The sequence below is a fragment of the Vibrio sp. RW genome (assembly GCF_027587105.1).
GTDB lineage: Bacteria > Pseudomonadota > Gammaproteobacteria > Enterobacterales > Vibrionaceae > Vibrio > Vibrio toranzoniae.
Map to the genome: position 1 here is coordinate 1 of NZ_JAPPTM010000001.1, position 17,158 is coordinate 17,158.

Sequence of the window (17,158 nt, forward strand, 5' to 3'; positions counted from 1 at the left end):
ATGCAAGTATTAAAGAAGATTAACTTTATTAAGAACAACGTTTACACAAAAACGAGCCTTTTGGGCTCGCTTTTAACTATCTGTTTTTATGATATATTACAACGGTTCTACCGACTGTTGACCAATAACGAATTCTTCGTTGATTGCCAAACAATTAAGGCATGCTAAAACATTATATAAAGGTAGCTAAAATTGGCATCTGGTAGATTGAAAAGACATGCTATTTCTTATTTCTCCAGATTTTATAGCCACTTTCTTGCGTTGCCTTACCAAGCAAGTGTGCTGCTACCGGGGCGGTGATTAATATAAACAACATAGTACCAATCACTCGTGAGATCACCGTAATATCGGGTATCGCAATTGCCACCGCCAATAACAGTGAAGCTAAGCCCACCGTGCCAGCTTTAGTTGCGGAGTGCATTCGCGTGTAAAGGTCAGGCATTCGTAAGATTCCAAGACTCGCGATGAGCGTAAACAAAGTTCCAAGACAGAGTAAAACCCCAACGATAATGTCCATTACACGTCTCCTTTTCTTTTGAAGATCAGCCTTGCAAACGCAATCGTCCCTAAGAAGGCTACTAGGCCGAGCGTGATAGCAATGTCCAACAAGGATTGCTGTCCGCTATCTAAGGTATAAACGGCAATAAAACCCACCGTTACGAATGAAATCAGATCAAGCGCTACCACTCGATCGGCCAAGGTTGGACCAAGCACTAAACGAATGAATGCCATCACGACACTAAGCAGTAACCCGATATAAGCGAACGTGATGCTTATTTCTAACCAACTGTCTGTTTGTAAAAAACTGTCTATCTGTAACCCATCAACCACGAGTCACCTCCAAAATCCGTTTTTCTAATCCGTCTTTTATTTCTCGAATTACCTTTTCATGCTCAGGTGCAAACATCGCGTGCACGACCATGTGCTTCTTATCTTGGGTGACATCCAAGCTCAAGCTTCCAGGAGTAAGAGAAACCATGTTTGCGAGTAACGAGATTTCTAAATCTGACTCAACATCTAACGGCACATACACGATATCCGGGTCACTTAAATGGGTTGGCGTAACCACATCCCATACAACCCTGGCCACCGATATCACCATTTCGTAACAGAAAAAAAGAAACAAGCCGACCAAAGCACGAAAACGTCGAAAATAACTGGTTTTCAATCCAAACGGTTGACTAAGTCGCAACGCCAAAAAGCCAACCACAAAGCCAAGAATGAAGTTCGTTCCTGTATAGTTGCCGTTGAGCAGCATCCATGCCAAGGCGAGAAATAAGTTCAAAAACAGATAAATCATTGGCTCCCTCCCTCCGTGTTCAATGCAACGCTTTGAGCTATTTCGCTGTCTGCTATTGCAGTGTCAGCCAACGTACTCTCTCCAAGAACCGCTTTTACATAGGCTTGTGGCTCAATCAACTGCTCTGCTGCGAGTTCCGCAAATTGGTAAAATGGCTCGGCGGCCAAACCAATAATCAGACTTAACGTGGTCAATGTGGCTATTGGCACGCAATACAATCCTTTGGTGTACTTGTTCATTGGCTGCGCTTTTAGTGTTTGTTGAGGCTTTTTCCAGAAAACCTCGTTCCAGATCTTGGTCATTGAGAACACTGTTAACAAACCAACTAAGAGTGCTGTCCCTGCAAGCCAATACAACTCAGTTTGCAAACTAGATTTGATGACAAGGAACTTGCCCCAAAAACCCGAAAGAGGTGGAAACCCCGCTAAAGAGAATGCAGGAATGAGAAACAAGAAAGCGAGCCAAGGCATGGCTTTATAGACGCCGCCTAATTGCCCAAGATTGCTCGAGCCATATTTACGCTCTATATAGCCGCCAATCAGGAACAAGTTTGCTTTCACTATGATGTGGTGGACTATGTAGAAAATTGCGCCAGCGATGGCGAGAGGCGTGTAGATCGCCAATCCCATGATCATGTAACCAATCTGGCTAATGATATGGAACGAAAGAATTTTTTTGATATTGAACTGACTTGCTGCGCCCAATACGCCGGTTAACATCGTCAATCCAGCAACCCACATCAAAGTCGGTTGCCAACCGCTCTCTGATAACGGGAAAATCAGGGTAAATACACGAATAAGCGCGTACACCCCAACCTTAGTCAATAACGCTGCAAACAGGGCAACAACGGCGCTTGGTAACGTATGATAAGAAGCAGGCAGCCAAGCAAAGACAGGAAATAACGCCGCTTTAATCGCAAACGCGAATAGGAACAGCGCCGCGAGCAAGGTTTTGGTGTCTGACGGAATCAATGTGGCTTTGGCATGTAAATCCGCGAGGTTCAAAGTCCCTGTAGCACCGTAGAGCAAGCCAATCACAAGCAAGAAGACCAAGGTCGAAATAAGATTGAGCATCACATACTTCACGGCTCCATCCACTTGTTGCTTTGATCCATCTAAGATCATCAAGCCAAACGATGCTATCAACATCACCTCAAACCAAACGTAGAGGTTGAAAATGTCGCCAGTAAGAAACGCGCCATACACTCCAGCCAACAACACATGCATCAGAGCATGAAACGTGCCGTAAGAAGGCTTGTCTTGCAGATCGCCCATGGCGTAGAACACGCTCACTACACCAATAATGGCTGTCACCATCACCATCGCTACTGCAAGATGATCCGCCACGAAGACAATGCCAAACGGCGCAGCCCATTGACCAAAAGCCACGGCTTGTGGATCGCCGTTGATAACATCGTGCGTCAACAATGCCGCAATCACTAAAGTCGCTAATGCGCTGGTGCCACTTATCGCATCCACCAGCGCTTTGTTACGTTTCGCACAGAAGATGGCAACGGCGGTAAGAAGCGAAATAACTACGGGTAACGTCAACCAAATCGTTGTCATTCATCCTCCTCAGAACGTCGCATCACATCAACATCTGCCGACCCCGCTTCTGAACATGCGCGGTAAAATAGCATCAATGCAAACACCAACAAGCCAAAGCCAATCACTATTGCGGTCAGAATTAAGGCTTGAGGAAGCGGGTTTGCGGCACCTTCTGGTGGTAATATTGAATTCGCTTCAATCAACGGCGGTAGTCCAGGGGTTAAACGTCCAGCCGTGAAAATCGCGATGTTCACCGCACTGCTTAACAAGATCAGACCGAATATTAAGCGTAAGATGTGTCGTTCCAGCATGAGATAGACACCAGCAGCGACAAACACACCGACCACGAGACTCCATAGTATTTCCATTAATCCAACTCCTCATTCACTCGTAGTAACATCCCCATCACGCCGCCAATGATGGCGAGGTAAATACCAACGTCGAATATCAATGGTGTGCCAAGCGGCAGAATGTCTTTCCACCACAAACCCGTTAAGAACGGCAAATTGAAAGCAAAGCTCATCAGGCCAGCCACAAAGCTTAAGAAAATGCCAAACAGAGCAATGCTAAATGGCGCGTAATACAAACGATCTCGAACGTACTTTGGCGACTCTGCAAACATCAGTAACGCAAAACCAATTACAGCGATCAGTGCACCGATAAAGCCACCACCCGGCTCGTTATGTCCGCGCAACAATAGGTAAAGTGAAAACACCAACATCAGCGCTGCCACGATGTGGGAGGTGGTGGCAAAAATCAGGGAATGGATACGGTTACGTTTGTGGTAGTGCGTTTTCAACAAACTAACCGCAGCGATACCCGCCATCACGACCACGATCACCTCACCCAACGTATCGAAGGCTCGGAAATCAACCAAAATCACGTTGACGATGTTGCGTCCATGCCCGCCAGGAACGCTATTCTCTGCGAAGAAATCAGCCAGAGTGGAATCTAGAGGTTGCGCAGTAATGTTGATCAGCAAGGCAGTGACCGACATACCAATCACACCCGCTATCGCCCCGTGTAGCAACTTTCGGCGAATAGGGTGTTGCGGCACCGTCATTAAGCCCGGAATATGACGTATCAACAGCACCACAAATACAACCATCAAGGTTTCAACCAACAATAAGGTTTTCGCGACATCTGGCGCGCTGTACAGCATAAAGACTAAGGTGGTCATAAAGCCCACAACACCAAGGGCTGAGACCGCCAACAAACGAGACGTGGTAAAGGTACAGACTAATGCAGCACCGATGAGTAGCAGAGCAATGCTGATCTCGTAAAAGCTAATGTCCGTTAATGCAGCAAAACGAGCTTGTGGGATCACCAACGGGCTGCTTAACAGCAATCCAGCGAGCACAATAAAGAACAACAACACATAGTGGCTCAAGCGCTTTTGCTGCAATAGCTGCGTTTGCCATTTCGCCAAACGCATCATGCCAGCCATAATTTTGTCGAAAACGGATTCGGCTGTTGGTAACACGGGCACCTTGCGCTGCCAACTCACCAACAGCCTTGGGTAGATTCGATACAAAACAAAGCCGAGTAACAAAGTTAATGCGCTCTGCGCCAACGGCAGATTCACGCCCTGCCACAGCTTGGCAGCTTGTGGTGCTGAATTCGGCAAACTCGATAAAACACCCGGAATAACCACATTGTTGTTAATCCAATCTAAGCCAAATAACGGCGCAAGCACACTGGCTATGGCAAGCAGCATCGCTGGCATCCAGAGCCCTTTACTAACTTCCACTTCCTTGGCTGGCGTTGGATTACCTTCATAAGTCGCAAAGAAAGGTTTCACGATCAGTGCTAACGCTAAAGCCACCATAATGACGTTAGCCAGAAGGAAGATAGCCAGAAGGAAGATAGCGGTGAGGATGACACTCACCTCCAGACCGGATTTGTACATGTACTCTTTACTCAAGAACCCGAGTAACGGTGGCACGCCCGATTTCGACAAAGCAGCGATGATTGCAGCTACGAGGCTGAATATTAACGCTGTTTTCAAACCATGCAGCATTCGAATGTCACGCGTTCCCGTCGCTTTATCGATATTGCCCACCACCATGAATAGCGCGGCTTTGTAGAATGAGTGAGCCAAGATAAACAGCAGCGCGGCCATCATCGCCAGTTCAGTTCCCATACCAATCAATAGCACCAATTTACCTAAGGCAACGTTCGTGCTGTATGCCAGCATCAACTTCAAATCAGTTTGCTTGAGCGCTAACAACGCACACCATATCGCGGTAAAGCCACCAAAAATGCCTAGCGTGTAAAACCAAATATCGCTGTGTGAATAGATAGGTGAAACACGGGAAAGCAAATACACCCCAGCCTTCACCATAGTGGCAGAATGAAGATAAGCGCTCACTGGCGTTGGCGCTGCCATGGCATTAGGTAACCAGAAGTGGAATGGAAACTGCGCCGATTTGGTAAACGCACCGAGCAAAATCAGAACCAATGAAGGCAGGAACCACTCATGTTGAGCTATCAGCGTACTTTGCGCAATGATAGTGCTTATCTCATAGCTGCCAGCCATTTCACCCAGTAGTATCAAACCTGCTAATAAAGCCAAACCACCAGCGCCAGTGACAATAAGAGATTGCAGCGCGTTCTTACGAGATTTGTCTTTCTCGTGATTAAAGCCAATCAAGAGATACGACGTGATGGTGGTTAATTCCCAAAACACGAATAGGAGCAGGATATTGTCGCTCGTGGCGACACCTAACATCGCTAACATAAATAGCGTTAAGTAGAGGTGAAAAGAGAATCGAGACGAATCCCCCTTGAGATAGGCCAGTGCATAAATCTGGATCAGTGCACCGATACCGCTGATCAAACATGCGAATAGGAAAGATAACCCATCCAACTTGAAGCTCAGGTTAACATCTAAACTAGGAACCCAATTCGCTTGCCAACTCACGCCTCCCGGCTCATACCAACTGATGAGTAAGAAGAAAATAACCATCGGCAGAACAGGAAAGATCATGAGAATCAACGAATGATCTTTTGAGCCTTGTCTGTGTTTTTTTTCTATTACGCTATTCAATATCGCCATCCATTTCGTTACGTTCACACGTGTATGGGGACTCATAGAATCAACGGAAAAACAGCCCTCTCCTGATACTTCAGGCTTCAACCACAATTGTTGATTTGGGTGTTAGAAAGATAATCCGAGCAAGACAGGTGAACGGATTATCTAGTTTGCGAAGGCTTTGAATAAGACCGATAAAATTAAGTCACGATCATCCATTCCAATATAAATAGCCCCCACTGGTTCGAACTATTTGCTGTCGAAAACGACATAGGAACGCATGTCAGTATGGGGATTGCTCTGGTCAAATAAAAAACTCGACTCCTCATTCACTGCAATCAGTGCGTCGTAGGAGCAGTCGCCGATATCGTTTCTCGGGCATGCATAAATGTGCGAGCGCTCAAGCATTTCAGTTTGGCAAATAGGACATAGTTTCTTCATACTATCCTCCACTAAGAAGTTATTAGTCTGTCGTGTACATGCTTACTTCAGTATTGCTATTTCCGCTTTCGAGATCAATTTGTTACTTGATTGGAGATATAAATCCCTCTGGTTTCATTGCCACTAAGGAGCAATTAATTGATTGAAGAATGTTCTCAGCAGTATTGCCAATCACATACCCAGAAATACCGGTTCGGGCTAAGGTTCCCATTACCAACACATCAACCTCTGCCTCATCAACACACTCCGGAATTTTGTCGTCCGGTTTACCATGCAGGTGATGAATAACCACCTCACCAGCAATACCAGAGTCGTCAATGAGTTGCTGCAGGGCTTGTTCATGACGTGCTTTCTCTTTAGAAACCTCCTCTGACAACTGCGCCTTATCTACTTGAATCCAAACATGATTGTCGAGGTAGTTCTCCAAATAATGTTCCCAACAAGAGATAATATGCAATCGGCTATCACAGGTATCCGCAATCGAACGAGAGAGCTCTAACAATCGACACGACAATGCCTTTTGCTCATCGTTTACAGCCTGGGGGTCGACCGCAACCGCAATGCGTCGTTTGTCTCTCGGTTTAAATATTGGTCGGTGCAACCATACTGGGCAAGGACATTTACGCAATAAAGTCATGTCTATCGCTTTAAAGCCTTCGGCCCCTTCACTGAGTGGCTCAGCCTCTTTAATGATCAGGTCATTGCGATTCACCATCGCTTCTTGAATGATGCAAACCGCCGGTTGTTCACTGCTTTTAACTCTCAGGGGAAACGGTACCTTCTCTTCAGAAATAACCAAATCTTCAAGCAAGTGTTTTACGCTCTGCTGAAGCGAATCATGCAAAGACTGTTCGTAGCTTTGTTGATATTGAACGAGATCGGTAGGGAAATCTGGACAGGCAATCAGGCCCGAAACCGGGACGCGATTGTTAGCCGCCATTCTGATCGCTTGACCCAGAGCGTCACTATGGCCGGGCAGCCCTTGCGTTGCAAAAAGTATGTTCTCGAATCGTCTCATACACACCTCCTTAGTTGATTAAATCTTAGTCAACCGCAACATTCTTTACTAGCACGTAATTGTAACATTAATTAATAAAATGATATTCGTTCTTATTCAGTCACTTATATATAAAACAATGAGAAATGAGTGAACCAATCAGCGTGCTGAGGGAACAATATGTAACAAAACACATCAATTCCTATTGGAAGTTTAAGTCAGAAACGACTTAGAGAGCATGATTGAATACGATGCTAAGACCAGATATCGTGCTGGTTCTATGAGCATATATTAAGTGATGACTCGTACTTATGTAGTGAAACGTAACGCTTCCGTAATGATCTACTTTCTGTCAAAAGAACTATTTTAATTACCTATGCGAGGAAATGTTAGTTGAAGATGATTTAATCCGAGAAACTAAAGGGTAAAGTCGTATGTATGTGAATTTTCCCCTTGCTAGTACAGAAAGAGGCAACGACGAGCTCGAATGCTATGCGTAACAAAACGATAGACACAAAAAAGCGAGCCACTTGGGCTCGCTGATTTTCAATATTTGTCTTGCTCAGGCTTTAGCTTCGATTACAGAAGCTCTACCGACTGTTGAGCAATCACAAATTCTTCATTGGTAGGAATAACCATTGCTACTGCACCTAGCATTTCCGACTTAGCAATGATGCCGTCAGAACCGAAGCGAGCTGCTTCATTACCCACAACGTCTTCAATAAAACCAAGAATCTTAAGGTTATTTAGGATCTCGCGACGAATTGGTAAAGAGTTCTCTCCGATGCCGCCCGTGAAGATGATGCCGTCTAGAGAATCTAGCGCTGCAAGGTAAGATGCAACGTACTTCGCTACACGGTAGGTAAATACCTCAAATGCAAGCTTAGCACCCTCATGTCCCTCCTCCATGGCTTCTATAATGCCACGAGCATCACTCGTTAGGCCAGACACGCCTAGAAAGCCAGACTCCTTGTTTAGAGAGTTGAATACTTGTTCTTGTGACCAACCTTTCTTCAGTAGATATTCGATAATACCTGGGTCTAGGTCACCACAACGTGTGCCCATCATTAGCCCAGAAAGTGGTGTGAAGCCCATAGAAGTATCAACACTGCTACCGTCTTTGATTGCACATACAGATGCGCCGTTACCTAAGTGAACAGAGATAAAACTAGATTCTTCAACTGGTTTATTCAGCATTTTTGAAGCTTCACGGCTAACGAAGTAGTGGCTAGTACCGTGGAAACCGTAACGGCGTACACCGAAATCTGTGTACAATTCTTTTGCTATTGCACCAGTAAATGCGCGTTGTGGCATTGTTTGGTGGAAAGCCGTATCAAATACCGCAAATTGAGGTAGAGAAGGGAAAGCTTCAATCGCAGCACGGATGCCAATAGCACCAGCAGGATTATGAAGGGGGGCTAGGTCTGATAGACTTTCAATTTCATTCGTTACTTCTTCAGTAATACGAACAGTCTGAGTGAACTTCTCACCACCGTGAACGATACGGTGACCAATCGCCACGATATCAGCAGTGAAGCCCAACTCTTCCATTAGACCAACCAATTTACCAATGGCAATTTTGTGGTGGTTATCTTCACCTTGAATGGCAATCTCAGTTTTCTCGCCTTGATATTTCCAGCTCATACGAGCATCTTCAAGACCAAAACACTCCCCTAAGCCACTTAAGACTGCTTCACCAGAAACAGAGTTAATGACTGCAAATTTTAGGGATGAGCTACCCGAGTTAATAACCAGAACAAACGAATTAGACATTGGATATGGATCCTGTTTTATTACGAATTGGATGAAGTGTTTACTTCAATTTTAGTTAAGCCCATTATTCAATAATTTTTGAATCTTTCAACTTTTGTTTTTAAAAAATCACCAAATGAACACAATTAAGTTGATCTTTATCATTAGTTTATTTATTTCGAGAATGAAATTAAAAAATAGTTGAATAAAAAATCAATAAGCTAACGAAATTATCGAGCGTTTTAACAAGCGGGGTTTACCCGTAATTTACTACGATTGATATTAAGTAGTTCAATGAGATAAACCGATGAGAACCTAAATTTTCGGACACAAAAAAGCCGAGCATCACGCTCGGCTTTTAAATTCAAGGTCTAGACTAAAGCGTCTAAGAAACAGGTTAATTAACCTTCGCTGCGCTCTGGACGACGGCCACGGTTACCAGCATTAGCATTGCCGTTTCCATGACCACGTTCACCACGGAAGTTACCACGGTGATCACCGCCACGGTTGCGGTCAAAACGACGTTCGCCATCACGACCACCAGCAGAGTTACCATCGCGTGCACCGTCACGGTTACCACGGTAGCCGCCACGACCGCCATTTCCACCTTCACGGTTACCACCTTCGCGATTGCCGCCTTCACGGTTACCACGGTAGCCGCCACCATCACGACCACCACGACCGCCACCACGGTTTCCATCACGACCGCCGCCGCCACGACGAGGCTCACGGAAGTCGTTGAAATCAACAACTACAGCGCCAGCTTCTTTTTGGCGAATACGAAGCTTGCTTAGCTTACCAGCCGTTTCTGAGTTCATTGCTTTAGGAAGCTGAACGTAAGTAGAACCTTGGTCTAGTTTGATAGCACCGATAGAACCTTTAGTTAAGCCAAGTTCATTTGCCAATGCACCAACGATATCTTTAACTTGAACACCTTGCTCACGACCAACTTGTAGTTGGTAAGTATCCCAATCTTGAGTATTGAAGTTACGACCACCACCGTCGCGGCCGTTGTCACGATCTTCACGGCGATCTTTACGACGATTTTTATCGCGCTCGATAGCAGCGATCATTGGGTCTTCGCCAACGTAGAATAATGGGCTCTTACCTTGCTGGCGCTTAAGAAGCATCGCAGCTAGTGTAGCAGCGTCTACTTCTAGAGACTCTTGAAGCGTAGAGATAAGACCTGCAAAGTTTTCTATTGCTTTGCTTTCTTTCTCAGTTTCTAGTTCAGCACCAAGCTTAGCAACACGAGCTGCGGCTACTTGATCACGTAGCGGAAGTTGGATCTCTTCCATAGATGACTTTGTTACGCGCTCGATAGTGCGAAGCATGCGAATTTGGTTAGTGCGAACGAGTAGGATCGCTTTACCTTTACGTCCAGCACGGCCAGTACGACCAATACGGTGGATGTAAGATTCAACATCAAATGGAATGTCGTAGTTGAATACGTGAGTAATACGTGGAACATCAAGACCACGTGCTACAACGTCAGTTGCAACTAGGATATCGATAACACCTTGTTTGATGTGATCAACAGTGCGCTCACGTAGAGACTGAGGAATATCACCGTGCAATGCAGCAGCTTTGAAGCCACGTGCAGATAGCCAATCAGCTAGACGCTCAGTGTCTTGACGAGTACGTACGAATACGATTGACGCGTCAGTTTCTTCAGTTTCAAGAAGACGAGACATTGCTTCGTCTTTCTCTACGCCTTTAACAACCCAGTAATTCTGCGCTACTTTATCAACGGTGTGGTTAGTACCAGCAACGTCAACTCGTGCAGGGTTACGTAGGTAACGGTCAACAATAGTCTTAACCATTGGAGGCATAGTTGCAGAGAAAAGTACACGTTGTGCAGTTTCTGGAGCTTGCTCAAGAATCCAAGTTACGTCATCTACAAAGCCCATTTTCAGCATTTCATCTGCTTCATCAAGAACAAATGTATGCGCTTCATCTAGGTGTAGACGGTCACGAGTTAGTAAGTCTTTAACACGACCTGGAGTACCAACAACAATGTGAGCACCGCGGCTTAGAGCACGCATTTGGTCAACAATTGAAGCACCACCGTAGATTTCAAGAACTTTAAGACCTTTAACATCACGACCAAGGTTTTTGATTTCCGCAGCAACTTGAATCGCTAGCTCACGAGTAGGAGCCATGATGATTGCTTGTGGTTTGTGTTGATTTAGGTTGATTTTGTTAAGTAAAGGCAGAGAGAATGCAGCTGTTTTACCAGTACCAGTCTGTGCTTTACCTAGTGCGTCACGGCCTTCGAGAAGAAGAGGAATAGCTGCTGCTTGGATTGGAGTTGGAGAAACGAAACCCATACTATCAAGAGCTGAAAGAATGTTATCGTTTAGGGCTAATTCATTAAATTGAATTACAGATTCGGACATTGGGATCCCACTATATATAAGTAAACAAAAGGTCCCGGGAGCTCTACCAATTCCAATACTGATCCAATCAGATACTGATTCCATTCAGAGTTACGAAGCAGTAATAAAACACTTCAAGCCATTAGGGACGTCTAAGGGAGGCGGATTATTCCCTAAATGCATAAAAAAATCCAGAAAAAATTGAAATACATCACATATTTTTCGGTTTTATACCATTATTGACTACCATATCGTCAAAACTTGATGAATATCTCGCCACGGCTTGCTTCAATCGTCAAATTGATAGACTTAAATGAGTGCGCAATTAATTCACTCCCACTTCGGCTTTAAGTAGTAATCGAGCCTCGCAATCATTATAGTATGCTCAAGTATCCTCGTTAGATAAAAGTAAGATGTTTCAAGATAATCCTCTACTCGCTCAGCTAAAACAGCAAATCCAAGAAACCCTCCCTAAAAAGGAAGGTACGATCAAAGCCACTGAGAAAGGGTTTGGTTTTCTCGAAGTCGATAGCAAAACAAGCTACTTCATCCCGCCTCCGTACATGAAAAAATGTGTGCATGGCGACAAAGTCATTGCCATCATTCGTACAGAGAAAGAACGCGAAGTAGCCGAGCCAGAGGAACTGGTTGAACAAGGTCTTACTCGCTTCATCGCACGAGTTAAGCTTTTTAAAGGCCGACTGAACGTTGTTCCTGATCACCCGCAACTGAAAAAGCTGCAACTTAAAGCGAAAGCAATGAAGGGATTAAACCCTGAAACGCTAAAAGAAGGTGACTGGGTTGTTGCTCACATCGTTCAGCACCCATTAAAAGGTGACAACGGCTTTCTGGCTCAGATCTCTGAAAAAATCACAGACGCTGATGATAAGATCGCTCCTTGGTGGGTTACGCTGGCACAGAACGATCTGCCAAACAGTGAGCCTGCAGGCATCGACAACTGGCAGATCAATGATGACGCCGATCTTGAACGTGTAGACATGACTCACGTACCTTTTGTGACTATCGATGGCGAAAGCACAAAAGATATGGACGATGCGCTTTACGCGAAAAAGAAAGAGAACGGCGATTTTGAACTGACTATCGCGATTGCTGATCCTACTGCTTACATCTCTCCTGATGATGCAATGGATAAAGTGGCTCGTGAGCGCGGTTTCACGATTTACCTTCCGGGTCGTAACATCCCAATGTTGCCTCGTGATCTTGCAGACAACTTGTGCTCACTTATCGAAAACGAAGTTCGCCCTGCTCTATGCTGCACAGTAACGGTATCTAAAGATGGCGTTATTGGCGACGACATCAACTTCTTCGCTGCCAACATCAAGTCTCACGCTCGTCTTGCCTACGACAACGTATCAGACTGGCTAGAGACCGGTGCATCAGAGAAATGGCAACCATCAGAAGAGATTGCTGTAATTGTTTCTGATCTTCACCAATTTGCTCAAGCACGTTCAGCATGGCGCTCAGCAAACGCTGTTGTGTTCCCAGATCGCCCTGACTACCGCTTTGAACTTAGCGAAGATAACGATGTTGTTGCTATCCACGCTGACATGCGTCGCAGTGCAAACAAGCTGGTTGAAGAATCAATGATCAGCGCAAACATCTGTGCAGGTCGAGTATTAAAAGAAAGCTTCAACCAAGGTGTGTTTAACTGCCATTCTGGTTTTAAGGCTGAGAAAGTCGCTGACGTGCTTGAGCTAGTAAACCCGCAAGCGGAAACACCATTCACTGAAGAGCAAATCGTTTCTCTAGAAGGTTTTGCTACTCTACGTCGTTGGTTGGGTTCTTTGGACAACAGCTACTACGACAACCGTATTCGTAAATTCCAAGCGTACAGCGAAATCAGCAATGAGCCTGCGCCGCACTACGCTATGGGTTTAGACATTTACGCAACTTGGACTTCTCCAATCCGTAAATACGGTGACATGATTAACCATCGTATGCTTAAAGCGCACATTTTAGGTAAAGCGCCAATTCAAACACCGGATGAAACTATCGGTGATGAGCTTGCCTTACACCGCCGTCACCACGGTATGGCCGAGCGCAATGTTGGCGATTGGTTATATGCTCGTACTCTAGCGAATGCTCCAGCAGATGAAACTCGCTTCCAAGCAGAGATCTTCGACATTAACCGTGCCGGTATGCGTGTGCGCCTGCTTGAGAATGGTGCCGCTGCATTTATCCCTGGTTCTCTTATTATTGATAATAAAGAAAGAATCGAATGCAACAGTGATATGGGCACTGTATCTGTCGATAAAGAAATGGTATACAAACTGGGAGACGTTTTAGAAGTAGTTCTCTCTGAAGTTAATCAGGAAAACCGTAACTTAGTAGCAAAACCGACTCAAGTTTTTGCAGACTTACCTAACGAACCTGAAACGACCAATGGAACAGAAGCTTAAATTCTTCTAAGTTCAACTTTCTAAAGGCGCTAATTGTTAGCGCCTTTTTTGTAAATGTCTCATGCTTAAACAATACTTAAAAAAGCAATCAAATTACAACCTCAAAGAAGCACGCTATGCCATCAATCACTATTACTCAGTTTAACAATTTTATCCCCAGAAAACGGGAGCGTTACCCCATTTCAAAAAACGGTATCTTCATGGTATCGAAGGGCAGTATTTCTTTCATGCTGCCTAACGGCACTGAAGCCTCGTTACAAGCTGGCGATTTCACACTTTACAATTCTGGTCAGATTAAAGACATCACAGTTAACACTGAAAATGGTGAATTCAGCGCAACCTGCTTAGACTTTGACTCGGCTATTTACCAAAATTTCATCAATCAGTTCAGCGATTTAGACTCGGCTCAACTCCCAGAAAAGTACCTTAAGTTCAATCAAACTGACACTGAGATCTGTCATTTAAAAGAGCTGATTATATCGCTTGCTGACTCGTCTTCTCAAAATGACTATGCACTTGTTCAACTGAGTTTGGCTCTATTATCCCTAATGGTAGAGAAGTATCCTGCATTACTAGTCCTCATTGCACGAGCTTCCAGTTTAACAGTGGTGCAAAAGGTTATACATTACATCGAGCAGAACATTGAAAATAACATTTCGTTAGAATCACTAGCCAGTTACATGGAGATGTCCCCTGCCACTCTGAAACGCCGCTTGTCTGCTGAAAATCTGTCGTTTTCAAATCTACTGAAGATAAAGCGAATCGCCCATGCTGCAACACAACTCAGAACATCGAATAAGTCGATTACTCAAGTAGCTTATGAATCTGGCTTTAAAAGTGCAGCTCACTTCAGTACCGCATTTAAAACACATCACGGTCAAACACCAAAAGATTTCCGGGCAGTAATAGCGCAAGCACAACTGCAAAAAATAAAACCGTGAGTCTAAAAATGTTGCTGGACGTATTGGTTGGAAGTGTCTTAATTAAAAACTTATGCAGACAATTCCACACTGGCATTACACCATCAAAAAGCAAAAGAGTTATGACCAGAAGTACGATTTAGGATCTTTTTCTATTTCAGTTAGAATTGCATCAAGATCCTTCGATTTAGGAAGATAGGGATAAGGTCCCCAATTTACTGAATCTGTTTCCGTATCATCTTCAAGTGGCACTGTCACCCACCAACAAGATAGCGACTCATCAAAGGTAACGCGAGCGATCTCATTTATATAATAGCTATGAGATGAATCAAGCAAGTAATGCGCCTGAGAAAACAGTACGCCTCTCTCACACTCTTCATATAGAGACTTGCCTAGCTCTACGGGTAAGCTACAATTTCGAGAAGTACAGATCCTTTCAGCCCCAATTAAAAGACGATTCAGCTCTATATGAATGACGGACATAACACCTCTTCTAACTTCATACAAACTCTCAAAGTTTAGAGTCCATATATACACTTTAGGACTCAACAAACATTTTAGCGAACAAGAGCGAGTAAAATATCAACCGTAATCCCATCAACAAACCCGGACCTCCTAACCAAATCCTGTTTTCATAAACCAAGCCAGCAGCCATTAAGCAAGCTTATCGAATTTCACAAAAGCGTCACATAACCGACTTATCATGCTCTACATATATTATTCACTAGGAGTTGTTTATGTTACGAGTCGCGCTTGCCTCTCTTTTGTCTTTGGCCCTATCTTCTCAAGCCGCTTTTGCACAAGAAACCAATATTTCGGGGTCCACTTCGGTGTCACGAGTGATGGATGTATTAGCTGAGGAGTACAACAAGACTCACCCTAATAACTATATTGCAGTTCAGGGGATTGGTTCCACAGCTGGTATTACCATGGTTGATAAAGGTGTGTCTGACATCGGTATGAGCTCACGCTACTTAACCGAGCTTGAACAAAACGAGAAATTGACGGTATTTCCAATTGCCTTTGATGGCCTAGCCGTGGTGACCAACCGTTCAAATGCTGTGAGTAACGTTACTCGCGATCAGTTATTCGATATCTACAAAGGCAAAATCACTAACTGGAAAGCCGTAGGGGGAGCAGATAAGCCTATCGCAGTTGTGACTCGCGAAGCGTCTTCTGGTTCACGCTACAGCTTCGAGAGCTTACTTGGTTTAACGAAAATCATTAATGACCGCCTAGTGTCTGACATCAACCCAAATAACTTGGTTGTGAACAGCAATAGCATGGTGAAAACGATTGTTAACCATAACCCACACGCCATTGGTTTTATCTCTGTTGGTTCTGTCGACCGCTCGATTAAAGCAATCACATTTGAAGGCGTAGAGCCAACATCTAAGAACATTGCCAACCACAGCTATGAATTGGCTCGTCCATTCTTGTTGCTGCACAAAACAGACTCTGTTTCTGAAGAAAGCCAAGATTTCATCAAATTCGTGACATCGAAACGCGGGCAAGATCTTATCGAGGAGTACGGCTACATACGCATTAAGTAAGCGAAATGCTTTAGTGATGTTATTAATGATGCAGGCAAGATCGATTTGATATGGCACAAACACAAAGAGAGAGCATTACGCTCTCTCTTTTTTAGGAATCTATAGATATCGCTTAGAAGTGAAGTTGAATCACCGAAACGATAACAGCACCTGGACGACGAATGCCTTCGATCTCTACACGAATTTCACGTTCAATTTCTAAGCCTTTGTTAATTGGCGTCACTTTTGTTAGCGTACTTTTAGCACGAACGTTACTGCCTGACTTTACAGGGTATGGGAAACGTACTTGGTTAAGACCAATGTTTACAACCATCTTCGCTGTCGGGAATTGAGACTTGTCAGGGTCAACACTGTCAGTCAGTCTAGGAAGCAGTGACAAAGTTAAAAAACCATGTGCAATAGTTGTTTTGAACGGAGAATCTGTTTCTGCCTTAGAAGGCTCAGTATGAATCCACTGCATATCTTCTGTCACAAGGCCGAACTGGTTAATGCGCTCTTGACTTACATTGATCCAGTCGCCAGTATGAATGACTTGTCCGATTTGCTGGTTAAGCTCATCAAACACAAGCTGCGCTTCTGGCTTTAACACGATCGGCTGTTCTATCGGCATCTCTGGTGTATCTTCATTTACTGCAGGTTTATGGTGATCACGAACCCACGCAAAGAAATGGCTATTTTGCGTACGATTAAGAAAGTCGTCCCAGTAATCTCTAAGAGCTGGAGACATCCATTGCATAAACTCTGAGTGTTGCGAAGACATGCTATCGCCTCGGTGTTTAAATAAATCAATGACTTTCATCAGAACCTCAATTCACA

Annotated in this window: 14 protein-coding genes; 3 read left to right on the top strand and 11 right to left on the bottom strand. The window is 44.4% G+C overall.

Going from position 1 to position 17,158, the window contains the following annotated elements; translation table 11 throughout:
* Positions 1-220: 220 nt before the first annotated feature.
* From mnhG to OCT63_RS00050, 9 genes are all read right to left on the bottom strand, one after another.
* Positions 221-517 carry a monovalent cation/H(+) antiporter subunit G gene (gene mnhG / locus OCT63_RS00005; protein WP_269982954.1) on the bottom strand — a complete coding sequence of 99 codons (297 nt, stop codon included), beginning with the start codon at positions 515-517 and terminating at the stop codon, positions 221-223.
* Positions 517-831: a cation:proton antiporter gene (locus OCT63_RS00010; protein WP_375707820.1), complete on the bottom strand. Its 315-nt coding sequence runs from the start codon at positions 829-831 to the stop codon at positions 517-519. Before OCT63_RS00010 ends, mnhG begins: the two co-directional genes overlap by 1 nt.
* Positions 824-1,300, bottom strand: a complete 477-nt coding sequence (locus OCT63_RS00015; protein ID WP_123300669.1) for a Na+/H+ antiporter subunit E — start codon at positions 1,298-1,300, stop codon at positions 824-826. The genes OCT63_RS00010 and OCT63_RS00015 overlap by 8 nt, the downstream gene beginning before the upstream one ends.
* Entirely contained in the window at positions 1,297-2,865 is a 1,569-nt protein-coding gene (locus OCT63_RS00020) for a proton-conducting transporter transmembrane domain-containing protein (RefSeq protein WP_269982955.1), read from the bottom strand. The genes OCT63_RS00015 and OCT63_RS00020 overlap by 4 nt, the downstream gene beginning before the upstream one ends.
* Positions 2,862-3,215, bottom strand: a complete 354-nt coding sequence (locus OCT63_RS00025; protein ID WP_269982956.1) for a Na+/H+ antiporter subunit C — start codon at positions 3,213-3,215, stop codon at positions 2,862-2,864. Before OCT63_RS00025 ends, OCT63_RS00020 begins: the two co-directional genes overlap by 4 nt.
* On the bottom strand, positions 3,215-5,836 hold the full coding sequence (mbhE, locus tag OCT63_RS00030; protein ID WP_269983060.1) for a hydrogen gas-evolving membrane-bound hydrogenase subunit E: 2,622 nt from the start codon (positions 5,834-5,836) through the stop codon (positions 3,215-3,217). The genes OCT63_RS00025 and mbhE overlap by 1 nt, the downstream gene beginning before the upstream one ends.
* Before the next feature lie 568 nt (positions 5,837-6,404).
* Positions 6,405-7,340 carry a universal stress protein gene (locus OCT63_RS00040; protein WP_161671701.1) on the bottom strand — a complete coding sequence of 312 codons (936 nt, stop codon included), beginning with the start codon at positions 7,338-7,340 and terminating at the stop codon, positions 6,405-6,407.
* 558 nt (positions 7,341-7,898) lie between these two features.
* Entirely contained in the window at positions 7,899-9,092 is a 1,194-nt protein-coding gene (locus OCT63_RS00045) for an acetate/propionate family kinase (RefSeq protein ID WP_161671702.1), read from the bottom strand.
* A 380-nt stretch (positions 9,093-9,472) separates the two neighbouring features.
* Positions 9,473-11,554, bottom strand: a complete 2,082-nt coding sequence (locus OCT63_RS00050; protein WP_082710371.1) for a DEAD/DEAH box helicase — start codon at positions 11,552-11,554, stop codon at positions 9,473-9,475.
* A gap of 308 nt (positions 11,555-11,862) precedes the next feature.
* Between OCT63_RS00050 and rnb the strand changes: the two genes are divergently transcribed.
* Together rnb and OCT63_RS00060 are read left to right on the top strand one after the other, a co-directional pair.
* Complete coding sequence (gene rnb, locus OCT63_RS00055; RefSeq protein ID WP_060469388.1) at positions 11,863-13,869, top strand: exoribonuclease II; 2,007 nt, start codon at positions 11,863-11,865, stop codon at positions 13,867-13,869.
* 116 nt (positions 13,870-13,985) lie between these two features.
* Positions 13,986-14,810: a helix-turn-helix domain-containing protein gene (locus OCT63_RS00060; protein WP_161671703.1), complete on the top strand. Its 825-nt coding sequence runs from the start codon at positions 13,986-13,988 to the stop codon at positions 14,808-14,810.
* Positions 14,811-14,909: 99 nt separating this feature from the next.
* Here the strand turns inward: OCT63_RS00060 and OCT63_RS00065 are convergent, their stop codons facing one another.
* Positions 14,910-15,272 carry a DUF3024 domain-containing protein gene (locus OCT63_RS00065; protein WP_161671704.1) on the bottom strand — a complete coding sequence of 121 codons (363 nt, stop codon included), beginning with the start codon at positions 15,270-15,272 and terminating at the stop codon, positions 14,910-14,912.
* Positions 15,273-15,526: 254 nt separating this feature from the next.
* Here OCT63_RS00065 and OCT63_RS00070 point away from each other — a divergent pair, with 254 nt between their 5' ends.
* A complete protein-coding gene (locus OCT63_RS00070; protein ID WP_060469385.1) occupies positions 15,527-16,342 on the top strand; it encodes a phosphate ABC transporter substrate-binding protein in 816 nt (271 codons plus the stop codon).
* A 112-nt stretch (positions 16,343-16,454) separates the two neighbouring features.
* Here the strand turns inward: OCT63_RS00070 and OCT63_RS00075 are convergent, their stop codons facing one another.
* Positions 16,455-17,141, bottom strand: coding sequence for a MaoC family dehydratase (locus tag OCT63_RS00075; RefSeq protein ID WP_060469384.1), 687 nt, complete (start codon positions 17,139-17,141; stop codon positions 16,455-16,457).
* Between the last annotated feature and the right edge of the window lie 17 nt (positions 17,142-17,158).